Genomic DNA, 24,714 nt, shown 5'->3' with positions numbered 1-24,714 from the left:
CGTTCTTGCTCTCGCCCATTGCTGATGTGCCTCCGCATCATCAATCCGCCAGCCAAAGATTCTGACGGTATCTCAGACGGTATTCAAATCCGCGTGAGCGAGAATGTATCGTCTAATCAGAAATTTAGGGCATTCGAAGATAATCGAGTGGGAATAGGCTAACCCCGCATGGCCGCCGTTCCCGGCAAACACGTCTTCTACCTGGCCCTGCAGCCCACGCCTGAGGCGGCCGCCGCCGCGGCCGAGCGGTTGGAGGGTGTCCGGCGCAGACATCGCCTGATCGGCAGGGCCGTGGCGGCCAACCGGCTGCACGTTTCGCTCTTCAACCTGGGGACGTTCAAGCGTCCGCCGGGACCCATCCTCGAGAAGGCGGTCGACGTCGTTCGCCGCATCGAGGGCCGGCGGTTCACGATCGCCCTCAACCGACTGGCAAGCTGGGGGCGCGGCGCCGGCGAGCGCCCCCTGGTCCTCTGGGGTGAGGACGGCGTCATCGGGGTCCACGCGCTCTACGATGCGCTCCACCACGAACTCGTCCGCGCGGGGATGGCGTCGCGCCGCGACCCATCGTACGAGCCGCACATGACGCTGATCTACGACCGGGCCGACGTCCCCGAGACGTTCGTGGAGCCGGTCGAGTGGGCGGTCGAGGAGTTCGTGCTCATCCACGCCGTCCATGGCGAAGGCCGCTTCGAGGTGATCGAGCGCTTCCCGCTGGCTGGCTAGCTCAGGACGGAGACCGCCATGGCCGTGACCCTCTACGGCATCAAGAACTGCGACACGATGAAGAAGGCCTGGACCTGGCTCGACCACCAGGGCGTCGGCTACCGCTTCCACGACTACAAGAAGGAGGGCGTCGACCGCGCGACGCTGGAAGGCTGGGTCGGGAAGACAGGCTGGGAGCCGCTGCTGAACCGGGCCGGGACCACATTCAAGAAGCTGCCGGACGCCGACAAGCAGGGGATCGACGAGGCCAAGGCGATCGACCTGATGCTGGCCCAGCCGTCGATGATCAAGCGCCCGGTCCTCGACATAGACGGCGAGCTGACGGTTGGCTTCAAGCCCGAGGTCTACGCGGCGATCTTCACCTGACGGCGCCCCGCCGGACGAAGAGCGCCCAGGCTTCGCATCCAATCGCAGCGTCGGCGGCGACTAGGGGGTGAAGGCAGGCGGGCAGGGGCTCCATCGGGGGGCGACGGCCCCGCCCGCCGCTTGGAGCTTCATCATGGAAGACCTGTTCCGCAGCTACTGGTGGCTGCTGTTCCCCCTGGGCTTTTTCGTCTTCGGCGCCTGGGACCGCTGGCTGGCCTACAAGCGCAGCCAAGCCCGCCTTGACCTGCTGCGCGCCTACACCAGCCAGGGCAAAGACCCGCCGGCCGAACTGCTGAAGGTGATCCGCGACACCGAACTCGATGACGTGGATGATGACGAATACGCTTGGGGCGAGCGGCGGCGGCACATGCGCCGACGCTATCGCAGCCCCTACTGGGCGCTGCGCACCGCCTTGGTCACCGGCGCGGTGGCGGCCGGCTTCTGGCTGGCGGCGGAGTACGCGGGGCCGGCGTCCGACTACTGGCCGTTCCGGCTGGTGGCGATCATCCTCACCTGCGTCGCGGTAGGCCACGGCATCGTGGCCGTGCTCAGCTATACCCTGCGCGGCCGATGACCCCGGAGGGGGCGGACGAGGCGCTGGTCGCCGCCGCCCGGCGCGGCTCGACCGAGGCGTTCGCGCGGCTCGTGGAGCGTCACCAGCAGCCGCTCCGAGCCTTCCTGCGCCGCGCCTGCGGAGACTGGGCGTTCGCCGACGACCTGGCCCAGGAGACGTTTGTCGCGGCCTGGTCGCGGATTGGCCAGTTGAAGTCGGGGGCTAGCGTGCGCGCATGGCTGTGCGGCATCGGCTATCGTAAGCACTTGACGGCCCTGCGCTCGCGGCGGCGGGACCGCGCGCGGGAGGCGAGCTACGAGGCGGAACGCCCGCAGGTGGGCGCGCGCTTCGAGGACGACCGGCTGGCGCTGGAGGCGGCGCTGGCCGGACTATCGCCCGACCAGCGGGCCTGCGTGGCGCTGTGTCTGGCCGGCGATTTCAGCCACGGGGAGGCTGCCGAGGCGCTCGGTCTCCCGCTGGGCACGGTAAAGTCTCATGTGACGCGGGGGCGGGCCCGGCTCCTGCAGGCGTTGGAGGATCGCGATGGACGCTGACGATCGGCTGAAGGCGCTGTTCGCGGGAGACGAGCCCCCGGCCCGCGATCCGGAGTTCTCGACGGCGGTGATGCAACGGGTGATGCGTCGGGAGTTCCGGGCCGACCTGGGGGTCCTGGCCGGCGGGCCGGTCGTCGGCGGCCTCGCGCTGTGGGCGCTATGGCCCGTGGTGCTGCCGGCCATGGTGCGGCTTTCGCACGAGCTCGCGCCGACCGCAGCGCTGCTGGCGCTCGCTGCCGGGGCGGTAGTCATCCTCGGCGGGCGTCCCCGGACGGCGCTCGGGCTGGAATCATGACCAAAGTTTCACAGGCTTAGCTGCATCTGTTCGCGCGTCGTCCGGTCTCTTTCTGATCAGAGACGGGCGGTGGCGCCCGCCGAGATAATGAGAAGAGGAGAGAGCCCGTGGAGATCCTGATCCCACTCGCGTTTTTCGCCATGATCGCGGCCATTGTGATCGCGCCCCGCTACTTCCGCAGCCAAGAGCGGCAGAAGATGGCGGAAACCCTGCGTGCGGCCATCGAGCGCGGCCAGCCGCTGCCCCAGGAAATGGTCGACGCCATGTCGACGAATGTCCGGTCGCCCGCGCTGCCGCCGTCGCCACAACGCGACTTGCGGACCGGCATCGTCTGGATCGCCGTTGCGCTGGGCCTGGTCGCGCTGGGCCTGATCGTCGGCTTCGAAGAGCCGGACGCGGCCTACTGGTTCCTGGGCTTCGCCGCCTTCCCGGGCTTCATCGGACTGGCCTTCGTCATCCTCGGCCTCATCAACAAGCCGAAGTCCTAGGCATCGGCCGAAGAGGGGTTCACGCCCATGCCGGGCAAACCATCGAGCTTCGCCAGCCTGCACGACGTGGAGCTCTGCTCCTACGCGGCGGCGGGTGAGGGGCGCGCCTTCGGGGAGCTTGCGCGCCGCCACGGCTCGGCCGTCCGATACCTGCTGCGCCGGATGGGCGCGCAGGCGGCAGAGGCCGACGACGTGGCCCAGGACGCTTTCCTGACGGCCTTTCAACGGATCGCCGAGTTCCGCGGCGAGGGGACGTTCGCCGCCTGGGTGAAGCGCATCGCCGCGCGCCAGTACCTGCGCCGCCTGCAGCGCGAGCGCCGGCTCACGGAATTGGCGGCGGAGAGCGCAGAGGACGAGGAGATCGTGGGCGGCGGCGACGCCGATCACCGCATCGACCTCGATGAAGCCATGAAGGTGCTGTCGAAGGTGGAGCGGCTGTGCGTCTCGCTCTGCTTCGGGGCGGGTCTGTCCCACAGCGAAGCGGCGGAGGCCTTGAACCTGCCGCTTGGAACGGTCAAATCCCATGTCAAACGTGGTCTGGAAAAGCTCAGAACGCGACTGGCGCCGGCCGACGGCGCGGTTCTGGAAGGGAGGCGCGGCAATGGCTGACGATTTCGAACGCCGCCTGGAGCGCCTGTTCGCCGAAGCGCCCGAGCTTCCGGATTGCCAGGCGTTCGCCCAGGGCATCGAGCGCCGCTTGAACCGCGGCTGGCAGACCCGCCGCTGGCTGATCGGCGCGGGCGGCGTGGTGGGCGGCCTGATCGGCGCCAGCCAGCTCGTCATGTCGAACCTGTTCGAGCGCGTCGAGTCGGCGGAGCAATCCGCGCGGGCGCTCGGCGCCGGCCTCGCGGACGTGGCCCCCAGCACCGAAATGATCTCCGCGCTGTCCGGCGGGTTCGGGATCTGGATCTCGGTTGGTCTCGCCGTGCTATTGATGGGCTTCGCCCTGTCCCGGGTGATCGAGGAGATCTGACCTTGTCCAGCCACCGGCAGGAAGCCGTCCGTCGCGTCGCCGCGCCGGACATCGCCGCGCGCAAGGGGCAGACGCCCGTCGTCTGTCTGACCGCCTACAGCGCGCCCATGGCCGAACTGCTGGACGAGCACTGCGATCTTCTGCTGGTGGGCGACAGCGTCGGCATGGTCGTCCATGGCCTGCCGAACACCGTCGGCGTCACGCTCGAGATGATGATCCTGCACGGCCAGGCGGTCATGCGAGGCTCGAAGCGGGCGATGGTCGTCGTCGACATGCCGTTCGGCTCGTACGAGGGCTCGGCCGAGCTGGCCTATGCCAACGCGGCGCGTGTCATGAAGGAGACCGGCGCCCAGGCGGTGAAGGTTGAGGCCGGAGCCACCATCATCGACACGATCGAATACCTCGTGAAGCGCGGCATTCCGGTGATGGGCCACGTGGGGCTGCGGCCGCAAGCGGTGCTGGTCGACGGCGGCTTCAAGGCCAAGGGCAGGGCCGGCGAGGAGCGCCGTCGCATTCTGGAAGAGGCCAAGGCGACCGCCGTGGCCGGCGCCTTCGCGATCGTCGTCGAGGGCGTGGCGGAAGGTCTGGCCCGCGAGATCACCGAAGCCGTTGAGGTCCCGACCATAGGCATCGGCGCCTCGGCTGGCTGCGACGGCCAGATCCTGGTGACCGACGACATGCTGGGGCTGTTCGACTGGACGCCGAAGTTCGTCCGTCGCTACGGCGATCTGCGCGGCGAGATCAGCCGGGCGGTGTCGAGCTACGCTGAGGACGTCCGCGCCCGCCGATTCCCGGGTCCTGCCGAGATCTACTTCGCCAAAGCTGGGTAGCGTTGCGGCGGCCTGCGGCGCGCTATAGGTTCCCGGCCTCTGCCGAACGGCAAGCCTAAGAGAGTCCGGAGTCCCCTTCACGTGACGGATCTGTTCGAAGAGGTCGAGGAGCAGCTTCGCTCCGACCGCTACCAGTCGCTTGCGCGCAAGGCCCTGCCGTGGGTCCTGGCGATCGCTGCGGCTGCGCTGATCGCCGCGCTGGCCTATTGGGGCTGGGACACCTGGCGCAACAAGGTGGTCGCGGACGCCTCCGAGAAGTACCACGCAGGCGCTCAGGCCTTCGTCCAGGGCGACGAGGCGCGCGCCCGGACCCTGTGGACCGAGGTCTCGCAATCCCCGGCCGGCGGCTACAAGACGCTGGCCCTGATGCAGCTGGCGGCCTTCGCCCAACGTGAGAACAAGACCGACGAGGCCGTGAAGCTGCTCGATCAGGCTGCTGACGCGGCCCCGGACGACGTGCTGGGCGATGTCGCTCGCCTCAAATCCGCCTTCGCGGTGCTCGACACGGCCCCCTACAAGGACGTGGAGACGCGCTTGACGCCCCTGATGAAGGAAGGCCGCCCGTATCGGGTGCAGGCTCGTGAGGCCCTGGCCTTCGCCAAGCTGATGGCCGGCGACACCGCAGGAGCCCGCGGCGACTTTGTCGTGCTCCAGCAGAGTCTCGACGCGCCGGACGGTGTCCGGGCCCGCGCCCAGGCCGCCGTCGGCCTCATCGACTCGGGCTCGGCCAAGGCCTTGCCCGGCATCGTGAAGTCGGCCGCGGCCATGCCGCCGCCGATGGTGGTGCCGCCCGGCGCCGTCCTCGGCCAGCAAGGCGCCGTCGAGGGACCCGCCCAGCCGCAGCCGCAACCGCAAGCCAACGGACCGCAATGACGTCGCGCCGCAAGATCCTCCTGGCCGCCTGCATGATCGCCGCGCTGGGCGCGAGCGGTTGCTCGACGCTCGGCCGTCTCAACCCCTTCGACCGGAGCGACGGTCCGGCTGAGACGGCTGGAGAGGGCGAACGCATCTCCATCGTCCCCGCCGACCAGCGTCTGGAGCCGGCCGATGCGCTGAAGGGCGTCGACTTCTCTCTGCCGACGCCTCAGACGGTGGCGGCCTGGCCGCTGCCTGGCGGCTCCCCCGAGCAGTCGGTGGACCATGTCGACGCAGCGCCCAACCTGTCGATCGCCTGGAAACGCAGCTTCGGCGAAGGCTCGCAGCGCGGCCGCTACGTCACGGCGCCGCCGGTCGCGGCCGACGGCAAGGTCTTCGTCATGGACGCCGAAGGCCGCGTTTCGGCCCACGACGCCCGCACCGGCGCGCAGATCTGGCGCACCGGCACCAACCCTGGCGACAACAAGCGCGACAAGCTCGCGTTCGGCGGCGGGCTCGCCTACGCCGAGGGCAAGCTCTACGTTTCCTCGGGCTGGCGGCAGGTTCTTCAGATCGACGCCAACACCGGCGCCATCGGCTGGCGCACCCGCACCAGCGAATCCGTGCATGGCGCGCCGACCGTCGCCGGCGGCCGGGTGATGGTGGTCTCGCTGGACAACACCCTGCTGACCTTCGACGCCGCCACTGGGCAGCCGGGTTGGACCTACCAGGCGTTGGCGGAATCGGCGCGCATCCTGGGCGCGTCGAGCCCGGCGGTGTCCGGCGACACGGTGGTCGCCGCCTTCGGGTCCGGCGAGCTGGTGGCGTTGCGGGCTGCGAACGGCAACGATCTGTGGAACGAGGCGCTTTCGCGCGCCAGCCGCACCAGTGCGCTGTCCGAGATCCGCGACATCCCCGGTCGTCCGGTGATCTATCAGGGCGACGTCTTCGCGGTCAGCCACTCCGGCGTCTTCGCCTCCATCGACCTGCGCACGGGTCAGGCGCTCTGGAGCCTGCCGGTCGTCGGCATCACTTCGCCGTTGCCGGCGGGCGATGTGGTCTATGTCGTCTCCAAGACCGGTGAGGTGATCTGCGCCTCCCGCGAGACAGGCCAGATCTACTGGATTCGGGACCTGAACGAGGGCTTCAAGGGCAAGAAGAAGGGCGGCTTCCTGGGCATCGGCGGCCAGCGGGTCACCAAGCCGATCTGGTCAGGACCGATGCTGACCAACAACAAGCTGATCGTCGCCGGCCAGACCGGCGACCTCGCGGTGCTCAACGCCAAGACAGGCGAGGTCGAGCGGCGGATCAGCCTGGGCGGGCCGGCCATGATCGCGCCGATCGCCATGGGTGATACGATCTATGTCATCACCGACGAGGCCACTCTGGTCGCGCTCCGCTAGGACTGCGTTTAGGCTGACGACATGCCCCTGAAGCTCGCCATCGTCGGCCGCCCCAATGTGGGCAAGTCCACGCTGTTCAACCGGCTGGCCGGTCGCAAGCTCGCCATCGTCGACGACCGGCCGGGCGTGACGCGCGACCGCCGCTTCGGCACGGGCCGCCTGGGCGACCTCGATCTCGAACTGATCGACACGGCCGGCTTCGAGGACGTCACCGACGAGAGCCTTGAGGCCCGGATGCGGGCCCAGACCGAACTCGCCGTCGAAGAGTGCGACGTGGCGCTCTTCGTGATGGACAGCCGGGAAGGCGTGACGCCGGCCGACCGCATCTTCGCCGAGATCCTGCGCAAGGCCGACAAGCCGGTTATCCTGGCAGCCAACAAGGCGGAGGGCCGTCAAGGCGAGAGCGGCGTGCTCGACGCCTGGGGCCTGGGCCTCGGGGAGCCGGTGCCGATCTCCGCCGAGCACGGCGAGGGCATGGCCGACCTCTACGCCGCCATCGCCGCCGTCTGGTCCGAGGACGAGGACTTCGAGGAGGAGGAGGACGAGCCGGACAAGCCTGTCCGCATCGCCATCGTCGGTCGCCCGAACGCCGGCAAGTCCACGCTGGTGAACCGCCTGATCGGCGAGGAGCGCCTGCTGACCGGCCCCGAGGCCGGCATCACCCGCGACGCGATCCCCGTCGACTGGGAATGGGATGGTCGCCGCGTGAGGCTCGTCGATACCGCGGGGCTGCGCCGCAAGGCGAAGGTCCACGAGAAGCTCGAGAAGCTCTCCACCCAGGACACCATCCGGGCGATCACCTTCGCCGAGGTGGTGCTGCTCGTCATGGACGCCACGCATCCGCTGGAGATCCAGGACCTGCAGATCGCCGACCTGGTGGAGCGGGAAGGGCGCGCACTAGTCTTCGTGCTGGCGAAATGGGACCTGGTCGAGGATCAGCAGGCCAAGCTTGCCGAGATCATCGAGGAGACCAACCGCCTCCTGCCGCAGGTGAAGGGTTCGCCGATCGTCGCGCTGTCCGCAGAGACCGGCCGCGGCCTCGATCGCCTGATGCCGGCGGTGCTGAAGGCCTACGGCGACTGGTCCACGAAGGTGAAGACCCGCGACCTGAACGACTGGCTGAAAATGGCGGTCGAGCGTCACCCCCCGCCAGCGGTCGGCGGCCGTCGCGTCAAGCCGAAGTACATGGCGCAAACCAAGGCCCGGCCGCCAACGTTCGTGCTGTTCGCCAGCCGCGCCGACCAGCTGCCGGACCACTACAAGCGCTACCTGATCAACTCCATCCGCGAGAGCTTCGATCTTCCGGGCGTGCCGATCCGCGTCTCCGTGCGGTCGAACAAGAACCCCTTCGCGGAGGACGGCGAGTCGGGGCCAGCCAAGACCGCGCCACGCGGTCGCGCGCGGAAAGTGTCCGAGGGGCCGCCGAAGCCTGCGAAGCCGTCCAAGCCGAAGAAGACCGCCACGCGCGGCAAATCGGCCAAGCTGGCCAGGCCAGGCGTCAAGCCGAAGCGGGCGTCGCGGGCGTCTTCCAATCCGAAAAGACCACGTTAGCGGTCGGCAGGCCTAGTTCGGCCTGCGCCAGGTCGACGATCAGGGGCCCGATCTCCGCCGGGTCCGGCAGCTCGTTCGGATCTTCTCCCGGAAACGCCTCGGCCCGCATCTTGGTGCGCATGGCGCCGGGATCGAGGATCGCCGCGCGGATCGGGGTGTTCTCCAGCTCGTCCGCCCAGGTGCGGACCAGGTTCTCCAGCGCCGCCTTGGTCGCGCCGTAGGGACCCCAGAACGCCTTCGGCCGGGCCGCGCGCCCCGAGGTCAGGAAGATCGCCCGAGGGCGGTCCGATGCCCGCAGCAGCGGCTCCACGCTGCGGATCAGCCGGTAGGAGGCGGTCAGGTTCACCGCCATGACGCGGTCCCAGTGCTTGGGCTCGATGTGGGCGACGGGCGTCATCGGGCCCAGAATCGCCGCGGCGTGAACCAGCACGTCGACCCGGCCGAACCGCTGATGGAGCGCAAGGCCCAACTGGTCGAGGGCGCCGTCCTCGGCGATGTCCATCGGCACGAGGGTCGCGGACTGGCCGGTCGCCTGGCGGATGTCGTCGTCGAGTTCTTCGAGCGCGCCGGAGGTCCGGGCCACGGCGACGACGTGCGCGCCGGCCTTGGCCAGCGCGATGGCGGCCGCGCGGCCGATGCCGCGGCTGGCGCCAGTGACGAGGGCGATGCGGTCTTGGAGAGGGAGGTCGGACATGAGGGCGCCTCTCTAGCCCCGATCGTCCCCGTTGTCAGGCCGCGCGGCGTATCTCTGGGCGATGGCGGCGCAGGCCATCAGCTGGATCTGGTGGAAGACCAGCAGCGGGATCATCGCCACGCCCGCCACAGCCGCCGGGAAAAGGGCCGCCGCCATCGGCGCGCCGCTGGCCAGCGACTTCTTGGAGCCGCAGAAGACGATCGCCGCCTCATCGGCCTTGTCGAAGCCCAGCAGCCGCGCCGCGCCGACGGTAATCGCCAGCACGACCGCCAGCAGCGCGCCGCAAAGGACCAGTAGGCGCATCAGGTCCAGCGCGCCGAGTCGCGTCCAGACGCCTTCGATGACCGCTCCGGAGAAGGCGGTGTAGACGACCAGCAGGATCGCGCCGCGGTCGACCCACGAAAGGACCCTGGCTCGCGCCGTGATCCAGGGGCCCACCCAATGCCGCAGCGCCTGACCGGCGGCGAAGGGGACGAGCAGCTGCAAGACGATCGACTGAACCGACGAAGCGTCGATGCTCCCCTGGGCCTGAAGCAGCAGGCCGACAAGCAACGGCGTCAGCGCGATGCCGATCAGGTTCGACGCCGATGCAGCCGCAACCGCCGCCGCCACATTTCCGCGGGCGATGGCCGTGAAGCCGATCGAGGACTGGATGGTCGATGGCAAGCAGCCCAGGAACACCAGCCCCACCGCCAGCTCCGGCGGCGTGATCCAGGCGGGCAGGGCGGCAAGGCCCAGCGTCAGCAGCGGGAAAAGGGCGAAGGTCGAGGCCAGCACCACCAGGTGCAGCCGCCAGTGCATCATCCCCCGGATCACCGCCTCGCGCGACAGCCGCGCGCCGTGCAGGAAGAAGACCAGCGCGATCGCCGCCTTGGTCATCCAGCCCGAGGCCACGGCCGCGTCGCCGCGCACTGGCGCGACCGTCGCGGCCACGCCCATCAGGATGATGAGGATCAGATACCAGTCGAGCTTCAGCCTGAAGCCCGGCCTGTCTCCGCTCACGCGTCGACCAGGAACGAGAGCTGGCGCTCCACGGCCTGGTTGCGGCCCTCGGCGATCTCCCGGTCCAGCAACCGGGTGGGGTAGTCGCCGGTGAAGTAATGGTCGGTGAACTGCGGGTTGGCTGGGTCGCGCTTGTCGGCGTCCATCGCCCAGTAGAGGCCGTCGACGGACAAGTAGCCCATCGAATCGACGTCCAGCAGCTTCGCGATCTCCTCCATCGAGTGATTGGCAGCCAGCAGCTTCTCCCGATCGGGCATGTCGATGCCGTAGTAGTCGGGCCATTGGATCGGCGGCGAGGCCGAGCGCAGGTGCACCTCTGTGGCGCCCGCCTCGCGGACCATCCGGACCACGCGCACCGAATTGGTGCCACGCACGATCGAGTCGTCGACCAGCAAGACCCGCTTGCCGGCGAGCACCGAACGATTGGGGGGACAGCTTCATCCGCACGCCGAGCTCGCGCTGGCCCTGCGTCGGCTGGATGAAGGTGCGGCCGACATAGTGATTGCGGATGATGCCCATCTCGAACGGCAGGCCTGCTTCCTGGGCATAGCCCAGCGCCGCCGGCACGCCGGAATCCGGCACTGGCACGACCACGTCGACGTCGGCGGGCGTCTCCTGGGCCAATCTGCGCCCCATGCGCTTGCGCACGTCGTAGACGGAGCGGCCGTTCACCACCGAGTCGGGGCGCGCGAAGTACACGTACTCGAAGATGCACGGCCGGGCGCGCTGCGCCGGGAAGGGCTTGAAGCTGCGGATGCCGCCCTCGTCGATGACCACGACCTCGCCGTGTTCAACGTCACGGACAAAGGTGGCGCCCACCATGTCGAGCGCGCAGGTTTCGGAGGCCAGCACCGGCTTGCCATCGAGATCGCCCAGGACCAGGGGCCGGATGCCCAGGGGATCGCGGGCGCCGAGCAGCTTCTTGTTGGTCAAGGCCACGAGGGCGTAACCGCCCTCGATCTGGCCCAGCGCGTCCATGAAGCGGTCGAGGAACTTCGGCTTCCGGGAGCGGGCGATCAGGTGGAGGATCACCTCGGAGTCCGAGGTGGACTGGAAGATTGCGCCCTCGGCGACCAGTTGCTCGCGAAGCGTCAAGAAGTTGGTCAGGTTGCCGTTGTGAGCCAGGGCGATGCCGCCGGCCTCGAGATCGGCGAACATCGGCTGGACGTTGCGGATGAAGCTGCCGCCGGCCGTCGAATAGCGCGTGTGGCCGATGGCCGAGTGGCCCGGCAGCCGCTCGGTCAGGTCGCCGCCGCCGAACGCGTCGCCCACGTGGCCCATATGCCGTTCCGTGTGGAAGCGCTGCCCGTCGAAGCAGGCGATGCCGCAGGCTTCCTGTCCGCGATGCTGCAGGGCATGCAGGCCCAACGCGGCGACGGCCGCAGCCGCCGGCGTATTGAAGACCCCGAAGACCCCGCACTCCAGGCGTGGCGTATCGTCATCAGGATCCCGAGGTGGCGGGGACCATCGCTCATAGGGCTGCGTCTTCAGGGTCATCGAGACCTCTCCAGATCGTCCGCCTTGCCGGTTCGCGGCGCGTCGTAGCCGTCCGTCACGCGTCTGTCACCTGACCCGTTCCGAACCGCGTTGTCGAAAGCTGGGCCCAGAGCGGCGGCAAGATCCAGACCCTTCGGCGCGAGCCCTTCTATGAAGTCGCCCATCTCGCCCGCCAGAGGCCAGGTCGCGGCTCCGGTGATCCACCGCGGCCGCAGGTCTTCCGGCGTCGCCGCGTTGAACATGAGAAACAGGGCTCCGAGCACCAAAAGACCGCGCCCGAGCCCGATCAGCAGGCCGACTGACCGATCCAGCGCGCCCACCACGTCGGTGGCCTGGACCCGTTTCGCAAGGCCTGCGCCGATCAGACGCAGCAGGATGTAGGTGATCAGGAACACCAAGATCAGCGCCGCCGCCGTGCCCAGCCAGTCGGGCCGCACCACCTCGCGCACAATCGGGGCGGAGACCGGCAGGCCGAAGATCGCCAGAAAACCGGCGGCGAGCAGAGCCACCAGCGCCGCCACCTCGCGCACGGCCCCCCGTGCGAAGCCCACGGCGCCGGAGATCAGCAGCAGGGTCAGGACGATCAGGTCGAACTGTGTGAGCCCTAATCCCATGTCTAGTCCCAGGACGCCTCGTTGATGCGGCGGACGGCGTCCGCCAGTCGGCTCGCGCCGGTGAACTTCATGCCGCCCGCCGCCTCGACGTCAGCGGGCCCCAGCGCGCGACGGAAGCCGAGCTTGGCGGCTTCCTTGAGCCGAGCGTCCATGCGGCTGACCGATCGCACCTCCCCCGACAGACTGATCTCGCCGAAGACCACGCAATCTTGCGGCAGGGCCTCGTCGAAGGCGGAGGAGGCGAGCGCCGCGGCGGCGGCGAGGTCCGCAGCCGGCTCGGTGATGCGAAGCCCGCCCGCGACGTTCAGATAGACGTCGCGGTCGCCGAAACCAAGGCCACACCGGGCCTCCAGCACCGCCAGCACCATGGCGAGGCGTCCTGCGTCCCAGCCCACCACGGCGCGGCGCGGGGTGCCGTAGGCGGAGGGCGCCACCAAGGCCTGGATCTCGACCAGCACGGGACGCGAGCCTTCGATCCCGGCGAACACCGCCGCGCCCGCCGCCCGCGCGCCCGAGGTGTTGAGGAAGAGCGCCGAAGGGTTCTTCACCTCAGCGAGGCCCGCATCGTTCATCTCGAAGACGCCGATCTCGTCGGTCGCCCCGAAGCGGTTCTTGGCGCCGCGGAGAATGCGGAAGGGATAGCCGCGCTCGCCTTCGAAAGCGAAAACGGCGTCGACCATGTGCTCGACGACGCGGGGACCGGCGATGGTTCCTTCCTTCGTGACATGGCCCACCAGGATCACCGCCACCTTGCGCTTCTTGGCCAGGCGGACGAGTTCGCCGGCCGCCGCACGCACCTGGGTGACCGACCCGGGGCCCGCCTCGTGGGCGTCGCTCCACATGGTTTGGATGGAGTCGATCACCACCAGGTCGAACTCATCGGCCTTGAGGCCGTCCACGATGGCCCTGAGGCTCGTCTCGGCCGCCAGCTTCACCGGGGCGTCGGCCAGGCCCATCCGCTGGGCGCGACCGCGCACCTGCTCGACAGCCTCCTCCCCGGAGATATAGGCGCATCGCACCCCGCGTCGGGCAGCGCTCGCCGCAACCTGCAACAGCAGGGTCGACTTGCCGACCCCGGGGTCGCCGCCCAGGAGGATGGCGGAACCCGGTACGACGCCGCCGCCGCAGACGCGGTCGAATTCCTCGACGCCGGTCGTCAGGCGCGGTGGGGCGGGGACCTCGTCCTCCAGTCCCTGGAAGGTGAGCCCGCGGCCGCGGGCGATCTTCGATGTCGGCTTCAGCGCCCCCGGCGGCCGGGTCGTCAGTTCCTCGACCAGGGTGTTCCAAGCGCCGCACGCCGGGCACTGTCCGGACCACTTGGTCTGGACCGCGCCGCAGGACTGGCAGGCGTAGACGGCGCCGTCGCGGGCCAAGGGAAGCTCCTGATTCGGTAGGCGGAAAGTCTAGCCCACGGACGTTGCGGGGTCTGTCCGGTGCGACACCCTGTGCTACCGATGAGGCGGAATCGGCGGAGGGCTGGATGGATTGGGCGCGGCTGGCCGCCAGGGCTGGCGCGATGATCGTGAGGCCAGGGCGGACCTGGGACGAGGTCGGCCCGGAGCCCGGCGACGCGCGTCAGATCCTGCTACGCTATGTGGCCCCTCTCGCCGCCATCCCAGCCCTATGTGGGACGCTGGGCGAACTCGTCTTCCCCCGCGCATCGGCGACGTGGGCGTGCGGGAACAGCCGCTGGGCGTCCTGGCCAAGGCGGCGACCGGCTATTTCACCACCTTCGCGGTCGTGTGGCTGCTGGCGCTCTGGATCGCGGCCATCGCTCGGCCTTTCGGCGGGCTGCGCGAGCCGGACCAGGCGCTGAAGCTCGCCGCCTATTCCGGCACGGCGCTGTGGCTCGCCGGGGTCGCCCATCTCTACCCGAACCTTGCACTGCCTGTTGGACTGCTGGCGGCGCTCTATGCCGGCTGGACGCTGTACCTGGGCCTTCCCCGCCTGATGCGGTCCGACCCGGCCCACACGCTCACCTATTTCGCCGCCGTCCTGCTGGGCCTGATCCTGCTCGCCGTCCTACGCGCCACCGCCATGGCGCGCGCGGCGGAATTGGGTGGGCCGCTTCTGATGGGATAGGCGGGACTAGTCCTCGCCGAGATAGATCCGCTCAGCCCGTCGGCTGAGGCGCACGAGGACCTCGTGCGCGACGGTGCCGGCGGCGGCGGCGAGGTCGTCGAGGTGGACGTTGGGGCCGAGCAACTCCACCTGGTCGCCGACGCGGACCGCGCTGTCGCCGATGTCGATCGCGAGCACGTCCATGGTCACCGCCAGCAGCGGCCGGCGTCCGCCTGCGGCCCAGGCGTAGCCGCCCGCGTTGGCGGCCCGGACGATGCCGTCCGTGTAGCCGGCCGCCACGATGGCGGCGCGGATCGGGCGGTCGGCGGTGAACTGGCGGCCGTATGCGAGGCGATCGCCGGGTCGCAGGTTGCGGATGTCGAGGATTGGCGCAGTAAGCGTCGCCACCGCCTTGAGACGCTCGTCAGGCTGGTCCAGCGGCCCCCCGCCGTAGAGGCTCACGCCCGGCCTGACCACGTCGTAGCGATAGTCGGGCCCCAGGAAGATGCCTGCCGAGGCCGCCAGGCTGGCGGGAGTCTCGGGGAAGAGCGGGCGGATCGCGCGGAACGCCTCAAGCTGAGCAGCGCTGCGGGGGTCCTCCGGCGCCGCGGCCGAGCCTAGGTGGCTCATCAGCAGGATCACCTCCAGCCCGCGCAGCCGGTCGGGCGCCTGGACGATGGACCGAGCCTCGTCGATCGTGAGGCCCTGCCGGTTCATGCCGGTGTCGACGTGCAGCGCGGCGGCCATGTCGCCATTGGCGGCCGCCCAGGCTGCGGCGGCCGATACCTGGGGGAGGGCGGTGAGCACCGGCGTGAGGCCGGCCGCTGCGAAGCGGGGTCCGCTGCCCGGCGTAAAGCCGTCGAGGACGTAGATCCGCGCCGCGCGGTCACCGAGGGCCGCCCGCAGGTGCTCGCCCTCGTCGAGCCGGGCGACGAAGAAGCTGCGCGCACCCTCGGCGTGCAGGCGTCGCGCCACCGGACCCGCCCCCAGGCCGTAGCCGTCCGGACTTCACCACCGGGGCGAGCTCGGCCCCGGCCGCGGCCCGCGTCAGGATGGCATGGTTGTGGGCGAGCGCGTCGAGATCGACGGTCAGGCGCGCTCGGGACGCCGCGCTCACCCTAGTGGGGATCGTAGCGGCCGGTTTGGGCCAGGTTGCCGAACTTGGTGGTGTCGGAGTTGAACGACAGGCGCACCGTGCCAATGGGACCGTGGCGCTGCTTGCCGATGATGATCTCGGCGAGGCCGGCGACCTTGTCCATCTTCTCCTGCCACTCGAAATGCTCCGGCGTGTTCGGCTGGGGCTCCAGGCGGCTGAGATAGTACTCTTCGCGATAGACGAACATCACCATGTCGGCGTCCTGCTCGATGGAGCCGGATTCCCGCAGGTCCGAAAGCTGAGGTTTCTTGTCTTCACGGTTCTCGACCTGGCGGCTGAGCTGGGAAAGCGCGATGACCGGGACCGAGAGCTCCTTGGCGAGCGCCTTCAGACCCTGGGTGATCATCGACACCTCCTGCACCCGGTTGTCCGGGCCTCCTGCGCCGGTCGTCACGAGTTGCAGGTAGTCCACGATGATCAGGTCCAGCCCGAACATCCGCTTCAGGCGCCGCGATCGGGCGGTGAGCTTGGCCAGGGTGATGCCACCCGTGGCGTCGATGTAGAGCGGCGCTTCCTGAATCTCGAGCGCGGCGTCGCGCAGGCGGCCGAACTCCATGGCGTCGATCTCGCCCTTGCGAAGCCGGTCGCCGGACACACCTGAGGCCTCGGCCAGGAGGCGAAGCGCCAACTGCTCGGCGCTCATTTCCAGCGAGAAGAAGGCGACGACGCCGCCGCGGACGGTCTTCTTGGAGCCGTCGGGCTGAGGCTCGTAGGCGTAGTGACGGGCGACGTCGAAGGCGATGTTACACGCCAGCGAGGTCTTACCCATCGAAGGGCGCGCGGCGAGGATCACCAGATCCGACGGGTGCAGTCCGCCGATCTTCGAGTCGAGGTCGACGAGGCCCGTGGAGAGGCCTGCCAGCCCGCCGTCCCGACTATGGGCCTCCGCCGCCATGGCGATCGCGCCCTGAATGGCGTCGGCGAACGGCACGAAGCCCTGGCTGACGCCGCCGCTCTCGGCGAGCTGGTAGAGCTGCTGCTCCGCTTTCTCGATCTGCTCCTGGGCGTCCAATTCGACGTCGCCGGCCTGTGCGTCCGTGGCGATCTCGCCGCCGATGCGGATGAGGTCGCGCCGCAGGGCCAGGTCGTAGATGGCGCGGGCGTAATCCGGGGCGTTGGCGGCCGGTGGCGCGCGGTCCACCAAGGCGGCCAGGTAGCGGACGCCGCCGAGTTCCTCGAACGCGGGGTCCCGGGCGAACTGCTCGGCGATCAGGATCGGCTCGGCCAGCTGGCCCTTACGGACATAGGTCTCGATGGCCTGAAACAGCCGCTGGTGGAACGGCTCAAAGAAGTGGCGCGCCTGCAGGTTGTCGCCAAGGCGTTCGAAGGCGGCGTTGTCGAAGAGCAGTGCGCCCAGCAGAGCCTGCTCGGCCTCGATGTTCGAGGGCGGCCGGTTGACCGCGACATCCTGGGGGGCGTCCGGAACGGGACGCAGATCGAGAGCCGGAACGATCGCCATGGATCATTCGATAGCTGGCCCATTGCGGCGGATCACGGGCGCCGGATGTCGCTGCGGCGACTCGTCCCCAGAAGTTTTCTGAACCTGTGGATTGAAGCTTGGCCTCGCGAAACGGCGCGGATCCGGAGATCCGCGCCGCTGACGCTTACCCTTGGACGATCGCCGCGCCTACCAGCTGTAGGCCACCCGCCCGTACACGTAGCGGCCCGAGCGGCCGAACGGCGAGTAGTTGGAGAACGGCGTGTTGGAGGTAGAGTTGAGACTCGGCGGGGACTTCGTCGGATACTCGTCGAAGACGTTGTCCGCGCCGAGCGTGAGGCGGACCTGCTCGGTCACATTCCAACGCGCCTCGAGGTCCACCAAGGTGGCGGCGTCAAGCGTGAGGTCGAGCGCCGCGCTCGTGCCGGGGCTCAACACTTCGCCGTAACGGGTGGCGCGCACCGTGGCGCCGAACGGACCCAACTGCCAGTCCACTGAGCCCGAAAGTTTCGAGTCCGGCGTGCCCTCCTCAAAGGTCAGGACGTTCACCCGGTCAAACAGCACCGGCGCGGGGTTCAGCGCGGATAGCTGGGCCGTCGTGGGGACCTTGGTGACCTTGGTCGAGTTGAAGTTCGCCGCGGCGGTGAAGTTGAACTCGCCAGCCGCGTCGGTCCGCAGCTTGTAGTTGGCCACGATGTCGACCCCCTTGGTGGTGGTGTCGACACCGTTGATGAAGAACCGGCCGCCGCCGATGCCAACGAACCCCTGCGAGGTCAGGTAGGCGCGGACGTTCGTCTGCGTCAGGTTCTCGGACAGAACGATGCGATCCTCCACCTCGATGCGGTATGCGTCGACGGTTAAGCTGAAGCTGCCGGTCCGCAGCACGGCGCCGATGGCGTAGTTGACCGACTTTTCGGCATCGAGCGGCCTGGCGCCCAGGGCCGCGGCCACGGGATCGGTGGCCGGGAAGGTGGTGATGTCGAACGGCACGCCATTGATGAAGTTCGTGGATGTCGCCGTGAAGTACTGCTGCTGCAGCGAGGGCGCCCGGAAGCCGTTCTGGATCGAGCCGCGGATAGCGAGAGCGTCAGTGAGCTCGAAGCGGGCTGCGAGCTTGCCGGTCACCGTGCTGCCGAAATCCGAATAGTCCTCGGCCCGGACTGCGGCCGAAGCCACCAGCCGATCGGTGATGTTGGCCTCGAGGTCGAGGTAGGCGCCGACAGAATGACGGTGCTTGTCGACCTCGTTCGAGGGCCGGAAGCCGGGGAACACCTGGGCGCCGGAGGGCGTCGGCTGGCCATTCAGCAGCACGCCGCCGTTGCGGTAGGAGTCGGGCTCACCGGCGAAGATTTCATAGCCCTCACGGCGCACCTCCACCCCCGCCGCGACATTGAGGGCCGAGGCCAGGCCGACGTCGAACTGGCGCACCGCCGAGGTGTTGAAGACCAGCTGGTCGTACTTGAATCCGCCAGCGGCAAAGACCGTCTTGCTGGTCGGGCCGATGGACCGGTTCAGCGTGTCGCGGATGGTAAAATCCATCTTGTTCGACCCGTAGACCACCGACGTGTCCATGTCCCAGCCGGCGAGCGTCCAGGTGGCGCCGCCCGCCGCCGAGAAGTCGGTCACCTTCGGATTGATCAGCGGCAGGAAGCCGTCGGGGTAGATCTGGATCACGTTGCGGTCGTCGAGCGCCCGCCGGAAGAAGCCCGCCGAGACGGAGTCGCGGCTCTGGTAACTGGCCCAGCCGTAAAGGCCCGCGTCCTCACTCAGATCGTAACCTGCATTCGCGAATAGCGTGTATTGCTCGATCTCGGGCTCGCCGTACCAGGCGTTGTAGCGGTTGATCGTCGCCTCGCGGGGATCGAAGGCCCCGTTCACGAGCGGATACTGCTGGCGCCAGTCTGGTGCGGTCCGGATCGTCTTCTTCTGATCGAGGTACTCGCCGGCCACCGTCAGGAAGCCGTCGGCGCCCAGCGGGAGACCAACCCACGCATTGAGGTTGATCGTCTCGCCGTCGGTGCGGTCATACTTGGCCTTGTCGGCCACAGTCCAGGCGGCGCCGGCTGGCGTCGGGCCCACGAGAGTGGAGACGGTTGTCACGCGCGCCCCGTAGGTCGCGTTGATCGCGCCGCCGCTGGAGGCCTCGCGCAGGCGCAGGTTCAGCACGCCGGCGATGGCGTCCGAGCCGTATTGGGCCGAGGCCCCGTCGCGCAAGACTTCGATCGACTGCACGATGGCGGATGGGACCGTGTTGAGGTCGACGGCCGAAGAGCCGCGGCCGACAGTGCCGTTGACGTTCACCAGCGAGGCCGAATGGCGCCGCTTGGAGTTGACGAGCACCAGGGTCTGGTCCGGGGCCAGCCCGCGCAGGGTGGCAGGGCGCACCGTGTCCGTTCCGTCGGCGAGCCCGGGGCGGGGGAAGTTGTACGAGGGCAGGGTGACCGAAAGCGCCTGGTTGACCTCGGTGACGCCGGCTCGGGTCAACGCTTCCTGATTCACCACGTCGACCGGGGCGAGGGACTGCAGCCGGGTCCGGCCTTCAGTGCGCGTTCCAGTGACCACGACTTCTTCGACATCGGCGCCCGGCGTCTGGGCGTAGGCTGCGCCGGACCAGAGCGTGGCGGCCGATGCGGCCGCGAACAGCATGTGACGGTATTTCATGGACTTGCCCCCTCTGCCCGCACGGGTCGATCCCGAGAACGGCGTTTGGTCGGGTCAAGCTAAGAAGCGTCGCTGGCGCGGGGAATGACAATTCTGCAACAGCGACAAAGCAAAACGGCGCGGGATCGCTCCCGCGCCGTCCGCACACGATGAACGTGCGACCTTAGGCCTCGGCTTCGGAATACTCCGAGGCCGCTTGGCCAGCGCCACCTTCGAGGAGGTCCGCGGCGGCCTGTTCGGCGGCCAGACGCTCTTCCTCGAACTGCGAGCTGATGACGTTCTCGCCGCGCGCCTGACGATCGGCCTCGTCTTGCGAACGGGCGATGTTGAGCGTCACGGAGACCACGACTTCCGAGTGGAGGCGGATCTTAACCTCATGCATGCCGAGCGTCTTGATCGGCTTGTCCAGCACGACCATCGAGCGCTCGACCTTGCCGCCTTCGGCATTGATCACGTCGGCCACGTCGCGACCGGCGACCGAGCCGTACAGCTGGCCGCTTTCGCCCGCCTGACGGATCAGGACGTACTGCGTGCCGTCAAGCTTTTCACCGGCCTTGCCGGCAGCTTCCTTGGCCTTGGCGTTGCGCGCCTCGATCTCGGAGCGCTGGGCTTCGAAGACCTTCAGGTTCGCCGCATTGGCGCGGAGCGCCTTTTGGCGGGGCAGCAGGAAGTTGCGGGCGTAGCCGTCCTTGACGTTGACCACGTCGCCGAGCGTGCCCCAGCCTTCCAGCCGTTCGAGCAGAATGACTTTCATGTGCCTCTTCCCCTTACTTCACGACGTAGGGAAGCAGGGCCAGGAAGCGGGCGCGCTTGATGGCCTTGGCCAGTTCACGCTGCTTCTTGGCCGACACCGCCGTAATGCGCGACGGGACGATCTTGCCGCGCTCGGAAACGTAGCGCTGCAGGAGCTTGACGTCCTTGTAGTCGATCTTCGGGGCGTTGGCGCCGGAGAACGGGCACACCTTGCGGCGGCGGAAGAACGGACGGCGGGCGCCGCCGCTGGAGGCGCCGGCGGCCGGGGCGGCCGGGGCCGTGGAGGTTTCTTCAGACATGGAGCCCTCCCTTTCTTAGAATTGCGGAGCGTCGTCGCGGCGTTCGCGGTCGCGATCGCGGCGGGCGAGGATCGGGGAGAGCTCGAGGTCGAGTTCCTCGACGCGGACGGTCATGTAGCGCAGCACGTCTTCATTGATCGAGAGCTGGCGCTCCATCTCCTTCACGGCGTCAGCCGGGGCGTCGATGGCGAGCAGGGAGTAATGACCCTTGCGGTTCTTCTTGATCCGGTAGGTCAGGTTACGCAGACCCCAGTACTCGATCTTCGCGACGTTGCCGCCGCCTTGTTCGATGAGGGCCTTGAGCTGGTCATTCAGGGCTTCGGCCTGTTGCGGCGAGATATCCTGCCGCGAAATGACCACGTGTTCGTAGAGGGCCATATTTTCCTTCTTCCAGTGTGGAAGGCGGCGCGTCCGGCGGCGGAAGGTCCGCCGGAAACGATGGCTCTCAGCGCGGCGGCCGGGAGTTTCCCGACCCATTCGCGTTCCGCGTGAGACCGCATTCCGTGAAGAGGCGGGCAGATAAGCGAAAAGCCCTGTCAGGGCAAGGCTTTTCCCCTTTTCCGCTACTTGCCGCCCTTCAAGCCCTTCACCGCCGCGAGCGTCTCGGCGACGTGCTCGGACGGATCCAACTTCGAATAGGCATGCACGACGGCGCCGTCCTTGCTGATGACGTAGGACGTGCGATCGCTCCAGTCGGGCTTCATCGGCAGGATGGCGTCGTACTGCTTGGCGATCTTGGCGCCGGGGTCGGCGGCCACCGGGAACTTGCCCGAGCACTTGTCGGTGTCGGACGAGATCTTCTGCAGTTTGTCGAGCTGGCCGGCGGTCACGCCGATGACGGTGGCGCCAGCGGCTTTGAACTGCGGCGTCGCGTCGGCGAACATCTTGGCCTCGATGTTGCAGCCCTTCGTGTCCGCCGCCGGGAAGAAATACAGCACAACCGGGCCCTTCTTACGCGCCTCGGCGAGCGAGAAGGTGATGGGCTTGCCGGCCTGGTAGCCGCTCAACGTGAAGTCCGGCGCCTTATCGCCGGCCTTCAAGGCCGCGGCGGCGGGCGTTGCGACGAGCGCGCCGAGAAGGACGGCGGCGGCCGCGGCGGGCAGGGTGCGATGCATGACGTTCTCCCGAGGTGGCTCCGCCGAGATACGGGGGAGCGTTCGAGGCGGATGCTATCGCCTTAGCCGAAGATGTCACCCGGCATGCTGAAGTCGAAGTTCGACGCCTTCAGCGCGTTGAGCGACACGCCCATCAGGGTGATGGTATGCGCCTGGCCGTCCGAGCCATCGTAGTGGATCACCGTGCCCAGCAGCGTCTGCTCAAGGCGGCCGCTGGCCTTGAGGGCGGCGAACGAACTATCTTCCCCGAACATCGAGATGTCGAAGTACATCTTCTCGTTCCTGGGATCGAAATCCATGACGATGTCGTCTCCGCCGTCGAAGCGGAAGACGAACTCGTCGGGCGAATTCCCGCCCCATAGCGTGTCGTTGCCGGCTCCGCCGTCCAGCCGGTCAGAGCCGTTCTCGCCGAACAGGACGTCGTTCCCGGCGCCGCCCCACAGCGTGTCCTTGCCATTCCCGCCCTGCAGGCGATCGTTGCCGGCCTCGCCGTAAAGCTTGTCCTCGCCGTTGTCGCCGTGCAGCACGTCGTTGCCGGCGCGGCCATAGAGCGTGTCGTTCTGATTGTCGCCACACAGCGTGTCGTCGCCGGCGAAGCCGACGACGCAGCCCGGCGTACCGGCAGGCGGTCGAAGCCTACCGGCGGGGCGAGCGGACCCGTTCGGCGGCGATAGGCGGACCGGGCGACTTCTAGGGCGTCACCAGGATCTTCACGTGCGCTTCCGGATCGCCGAGCGCGGTGAACGCGTTCGCCACGCCGTCCAGCCCAACCTGCCCGGTGACAAGGTGAGACACGTCGATCACGCCGTCTGCGAGGTGGCGAAGGGTCGTGGCGAACTCCTCCGGCGTGTAGCCAAGCACGAAGGTGAGCTCGATCTCCTTCGTGATCGCGATGGAGGGCTCGATGCGGTCGGTCTCCATACATACGCCGGCGACGACGATCTGGGCGCCGGCCGGCGCCGCTTCGATGAGCGACTGCAGCACTCCCGGCGCGCCGACGCATTCGAACAGCACCGGACGGGCGAAGCTGCCGCCCATCATCTGCACCATCGACTGGGCGGCGCGGGTCTTTGGCACACCCAGCCCTTCCCAGCGGTCGTGCGGACTCTCGACGGCCGGGTCGATGACGATATCGGCGCCCAGCCGCTCCGCCGCCGCGCGGCGGCGCGGAGAGAAATCCGCGGCGATCACCGGTCCGTGGCCCCTGGCCTTGAGGGCGGCGATGACCGCCAGGCCCACCGGCCCGCACCCCACCACCAGCGAGGCCGACTTCGGCTCCAGCCGAGCCTTGGCCACAGCGTGCAGGCCGACGGCGAACGGCTCTGTCATTGCGGCGTGCTCGGTGGGCAGGCCATTCGGCACCTCCAGCACCATCGCCTCGGACAACACCATGCGCTCGGCGAACCCGCCGGGAAGCCGGTTGGAGAAGCCCAGCAGCTCCAGACCGGTGGACGCCATCACCGCCGGCACGCTGACCACCCGGGCGCCGGCCTTGAGCGCCTTGGGGGAGTCCGGACCGTGGTCCAGGATCTCGGCGCAGAACTCGTGACCGAAGACCGTGTCAGCGCGGGGATCGAAGCCATTGTCGGGGGCGCCCGCGCGCCGCGACAGGTCGATCATGTGTTCCATATGATGCAGCGCATGAAGGTCCGAGCCGCATATCCCGCAGGCCAGCGTCTTCACCAGGAGCTGGCCCGGCTCAGGCGTCAGGTCCGGAACCTCGTCACAGATCAGCTGCTTGTTGCGCCGGACGACGGCCTTCATGCGTTTCCCCTTCCCGGATGCGGCTCTTGCCGGCCGCGTGCGGTCGTTCTTGTCCAGCCTAGCCTAATCCCCTAACCCTCGCGCCTTCGGAATCACAACGTGCGGAGCCTCGCGGATGAGCCTCGCCTTCATCTTCCCCGGACAGGGCAGTCAGGCCGTCGGAATGGGCCACGAACTGGTCGAGGCCTTCGCTTCGGCCCGGGAGGTGTTCGAGGAGGTGGACGAGGCGCTGAAGCAGAAGCTCTCGGCGTTGATGCGGGATGGTCCCGAGGACCAGCTCACCCTGACCGAGAACGCTCAGCCGGCCCTCATGGCGGTGTCCTTGGCCGTCGTGCGGACGCTGGAGCGGGAGTTTGGCGTGTCCGTGGGCAAGGCGGCCTTTGTGGCGGGCCACAGTCTGGGCGAATACTCGGCCCTCGCAGCCGCGGGCGCGCTCAGCGTCTCGGACACCGCGCGACTGCTGAAGCTGCGTGGCCAGGCTATGCAGCGCGCCGTTCCCGTCGGGCAGGGGGCGATGGCCTCCCTCATCGGGCCGAAGACGGACCTGGCCCTGGCGGAAGAGGCGGCGAAGGCTGGTGCTGAGGTCGGCATCTGCGTCGTCGCCAACGACAACAATCAGGGCAATGTCGTGATTTCGGGCGCGAAAGCGGCGGTCGACCGGGCTATCGAGAAGGCCAAGGAGCTTGGCGCGCGGGCGATCCCGCTGAACGTCTCCGCGCCCTTCCATTGCCCGCTGATGCAGCCGGCGGCCGACGAGATGGCCGACGCGCTGACGGCGGCCGCGATCGTGGCGCCGCGGGCGCCGGTCGTGGCGAACGTCACAGCACAGCCGACGAACGACCCCGAGGCGATCCGTCGCCTGCTGGTGGAACAGGTGACCGGCCGCGTGCGGTGGCGCGAGAGCGTCCAGTGGATGGCGGGCGAGGGTGGGGTGACCCGCTTCGCCGAGGCCGGCGCCGGCAAGGTGTTGTCGGGCATGGTCAAGCGCATCGCGCCCGACGCCGAGGCTGTCCCGCTGAATACGCCGGCCGACCTCGAGGCCTTCGCCAAGACGCTCTGAGAGAAAGAC

At 68.6% G+C, this 24,714-nt stretch carries 25 protein-coding genes and 3 pseudogenes; 14 read left to right on the top strand and 14 right to left on the bottom strand.

Annotation, left to right across the window (positions count from 1 at the left end; translation table 11 throughout):
* Nucleotides 1–168 precede the first annotated feature (168 nt).
* From LRS10_RS17960 to der, 12 genes are all read left to right on the top strand, one after another.
* Nucleotides 169–723: a 2'-5' RNA ligase family protein gene (locus LRS10_RS17960; RefSeq protein WP_257838455.1), complete on the top strand. Its 555-nt coding sequence runs from the start codon at nt 169–171 to the stop codon at nt 721–723.
* 18 nt (nt 724–741) lie between these two features.
* A complete protein-coding gene (locus LRS10_RS17955; RefSeq protein ID WP_257838454.1) occupies nt 742–1,089 on the top strand; it encodes an ArsC family reductase in 348 nt (115 codons plus the stop codon).
* A 133-nt stretch (nt 1,090–1,222) separates the two neighbouring features.
* On the top strand, nt 1,223–1,663 hold the full coding sequence (locus LRS10_RS17950; protein WP_257838453.1) for a hypothetical protein: 441 nt from the start codon (nt 1,223–1,225) through the stop codon (nt 1,661–1,663).
* A complete protein-coding gene (locus tag LRS10_RS17945; RefSeq protein WP_257838452.1) occupies nt 1,660–2,196 on the top strand; it encodes an RNA polymerase sigma factor in 537 nt (178 codons plus the stop codon). Before LRS10_RS17950 ends, LRS10_RS17945 begins: the two co-directional genes overlap by 4 nt.
* Nucleotides 2,186–2,491, top strand: a complete 306-nt coding sequence (locus LRS10_RS17940) for a hypothetical protein (RefSeq protein WP_257838451.1) — start codon at nt 2,186–2,188, stop codon at nt 2,489–2,491. The genes LRS10_RS17945 and LRS10_RS17940 overlap by 11 nt, the downstream gene beginning before the upstream one ends.
* Nucleotides 2,492–2,598: 107 nt before the next feature.
* Nucleotides 2,599–2,979, top strand: coding sequence for a DUF6249 domain-containing protein (locus LRS10_RS17935; RefSeq protein WP_257838450.1), 381 nt, complete (start codon nt 2,599–2,601; stop codon nt 2,977–2,979).
* A gap of 27 nt (nt 2,980–3,006) precedes the next feature.
* Entirely contained in the window at nt 3,007–3,588 is a 582-nt protein-coding gene (locus LRS10_RS17930) for an RNA polymerase sigma factor (protein WP_257838449.1), read from the top strand.
* Nucleotides 3,581–3,952, top strand: coding sequence for a hypothetical protein (locus LRS10_RS17925; RefSeq protein ID WP_257838448.1), 372 nt, complete (start codon nt 3,581–3,583; stop codon nt 3,950–3,952). Before LRS10_RS17930 ends, LRS10_RS17925 begins: the two co-directional genes overlap by 8 nt.
* 2 nt (nt 3,953–3,954) lie before the next feature.
* Nucleotides 3,955–4,782, top strand: coding sequence for a 3-methyl-2-oxobutanoate hydroxymethyltransferase (gene panB, locus LRS10_RS17920; RefSeq protein ID WP_257838447.1), 828 nt, complete (start codon nt 3,955–3,957; stop codon nt 4,780–4,782).
* An 81-nt stretch (nt 4,783–4,863) separates the two neighbouring features.
* Nucleotides 4,864–5,655 carry a tetratricopeptide repeat protein gene (locus LRS10_RS17915; protein ID WP_257838446.1) on the top strand — a complete coding sequence of 264 codons (792 nt, stop codon included), beginning with the start codon at nt 4,864–4,866 and terminating at the stop codon, nt 5,653–5,655.
* Nucleotides 5,652–7,040 carry a PQQ-like beta-propeller repeat protein gene (locus LRS10_RS17910; RefSeq protein ID WP_257838445.1) on the top strand — a complete coding sequence of 463 codons (1,389 nt, stop codon included), beginning with the start codon at nt 5,652–5,654 and terminating at the stop codon, nt 7,038–7,040. The genes LRS10_RS17915 and LRS10_RS17910 overlap by 4 nt, the downstream gene beginning before the upstream one ends.
* Nucleotides 7,041–7,061: 21 nt before the next feature.
* Entirely contained in the window at nt 7,062–8,591 is a 1,530-nt protein-coding gene (gene der / locus LRS10_RS17905; protein ID WP_257838444.1) for a ribosome biogenesis GTPase Der, read from the top strand.
* Here the strand turns inward: der and LRS10_RS17900 are convergent.
* The 5 genes and pseudogenes from LRS10_RS17900 to radA form a co-directional block, all read right to left on the bottom strand.
* Entirely contained in the window at nt 8,539–9,285 is a 747-nt protein-coding gene (locus tag LRS10_RS17900; RefSeq protein WP_257838443.1) for an SDR family NAD(P)-dependent oxidoreductase, read from the bottom strand. The genes der and LRS10_RS17900 overlap by 53 nt on opposite strands.
* A 12-nt stretch (nt 9,286–9,297) precedes the next feature.
* Complete coding sequence (locus LRS10_RS17895; RefSeq protein WP_257838442.1) at nt 9,298–10,287, bottom strand: bile acid:sodium symporter family protein; 990 nt, start codon at nt 10,285–10,287, stop codon at nt 9,298–9,300.
* Nucleotides 10,284–11,784, bottom strand: a pseudogene (gene purF, locus LRS10_RS17890) (amidophosphoribosyltransferase). The gene LRS10_RS17895 and the pseudogene purF overlap by 4 nt, the downstream one beginning before the upstream one ends.
* Complete coding sequence (locus LRS10_RS17885) at nt 11,781–12,398, bottom strand: CvpA family protein (RefSeq protein WP_257838441.1); 618 nt, start codon at nt 12,396–12,398, stop codon at nt 11,781–11,783. The pseudogene purF and the gene LRS10_RS17885 overlap by 4 nt, the downstream one beginning before the upstream one ends.
* 2 nt (nt 12,399–12,400) lie before the next feature.
* Nucleotides 12,401–13,771 (bottom strand): DNA repair protein RadA, encoded by a 1,371-nt coding sequence (gene radA / locus LRS10_RS17880; protein WP_257838440.1) that lies wholly within the window; start codon nt 13,769–13,771, stop codon nt 12,401–12,403.
* A 301-nt stretch (nt 13,772–14,072) separates the two neighbouring features.
* Here radA and LRS10_RS17875 point away from each other — a divergent pair, with 301 nt between their 5' ends.
* A complete protein-coding gene (locus LRS10_RS17875) occupies nt 14,073–14,480 on the top strand; it encodes a YIP1 family protein (protein ID WP_257838439.1) in 408 nt (135 codons plus the stop codon).
* A 6-nt stretch (nt 14,481–14,486) separates the two neighbouring features.
* On the opposite strand, the pseudogene alr reads toward LRS10_RS17875, so the two are convergent.
* The 9 genes and pseudogenes from alr to LRS10_RS17830 all read right to left on the bottom strand — a co-directional run bounded on the left by alr (nt 14,487) and on the right by LRS10_RS17830 (nt 23,645).
* Nucleotides 14,487–15,576, bottom strand: a pseudogene (gene alr, locus LRS10_RS17870) (alanine racemase).
* 1 nt (nt 15,577) lies between these two features.
* Nucleotides 15,578–17,074: a replicative DNA helicase gene (locus LRS10_RS17865; protein WP_257838437.1), complete on the bottom strand. Its 1,497-nt coding sequence runs from the start codon at nt 17,072–17,074 to the stop codon at nt 15,578–15,580.
* Between the two features lie 168 nt (nt 17,075–17,242).
* Entirely contained in the window at nt 17,243–19,714 is a 2,472-nt protein-coding gene (locus tag LRS10_RS17860; protein WP_257838436.1) for a TonB-dependent siderophore receptor, read from the bottom strand.
* A gap of 163 nt (nt 19,715–19,877) precedes the next feature.
* A complete protein-coding gene (gene rplI, locus LRS10_RS17855) occupies nt 19,878–20,468 on the bottom strand; it encodes a 50S ribosomal protein L9 (protein WP_257838435.1) in 591 nt (196 codons plus the stop codon).
* A 13-nt stretch (nt 20,469–20,481) separates the two neighbouring features.
* Entirely contained in the window at nt 20,482–20,766 is a 285-nt protein-coding gene (rpsR, locus tag LRS10_RS17850; protein WP_257838434.1) for a 30S ribosomal protein S18, read from the bottom strand.
* Between the two features lie 15 nt (nt 20,767–20,781).
* Nucleotides 20,782–21,144 carry a 30S ribosomal protein S6 gene (rpsF, locus tag LRS10_RS17845; protein ID WP_257838433.1) on the bottom strand — a complete coding sequence of 121 codons (363 nt, stop codon included), beginning with the start codon at nt 21,142–21,144 and terminating at the stop codon, nt 20,782–20,784.
* Between the two features lie 185 nt (nt 21,145–21,329).
* Complete coding sequence (locus LRS10_RS17840) at nt 21,330–21,881, bottom strand: peroxiredoxin (RefSeq protein WP_257838432.1); 552 nt, start codon at nt 21,879–21,881, stop codon at nt 21,330–21,332.
* 62 nt (nt 21,882–21,943) lie between these two features.
* Nucleotides 21,944–22,468: pseudogene (locus LRS10_RS17835) on the bottom strand (calcium-binding protein); the annotation flags it as partial.
* Between the two features lie 103 nt (nt 22,469–22,571).
* Nucleotides 22,572–23,645 carry a zinc-binding dehydrogenase gene (locus LRS10_RS17830; RefSeq protein WP_257838431.1) on the bottom strand — a complete coding sequence of 358 codons (1,074 nt, stop codon included), beginning with the start codon at nt 23,643–23,645 and terminating at the stop codon, nt 22,572–22,574.
* Nucleotides 23,646–23,760: 115 nt separating this feature from the next.
* Here LRS10_RS17830 and fabD point away from each other — a divergent pair, with 115 nt between their 5' ends.
* Nucleotides 23,761–24,705 (top strand): ACP S-malonyltransferase, encoded by a 945-nt coding sequence (gene fabD, locus LRS10_RS17825; protein ID WP_257838430.1) that lies wholly within the window; start codon nt 23,761–23,763, stop codon nt 24,703–24,705.
* Nucleotides 24,706–24,714: the final 9 nt, after the last annotated feature.

Origin of the sequence: Phenylobacterium sp. J426 (assembly GCF_024699945.1) — a bacterium.
Lineage (GTDB): Bacteria > Pseudomonadota > Alphaproteobacteria > Caulobacterales > Caulobacteraceae > Phenylobacterium.
Note: the sequence above shows the minus strand (reverse complement) of the source record. Positions and strands in the feature narration are given on the sequence as shown.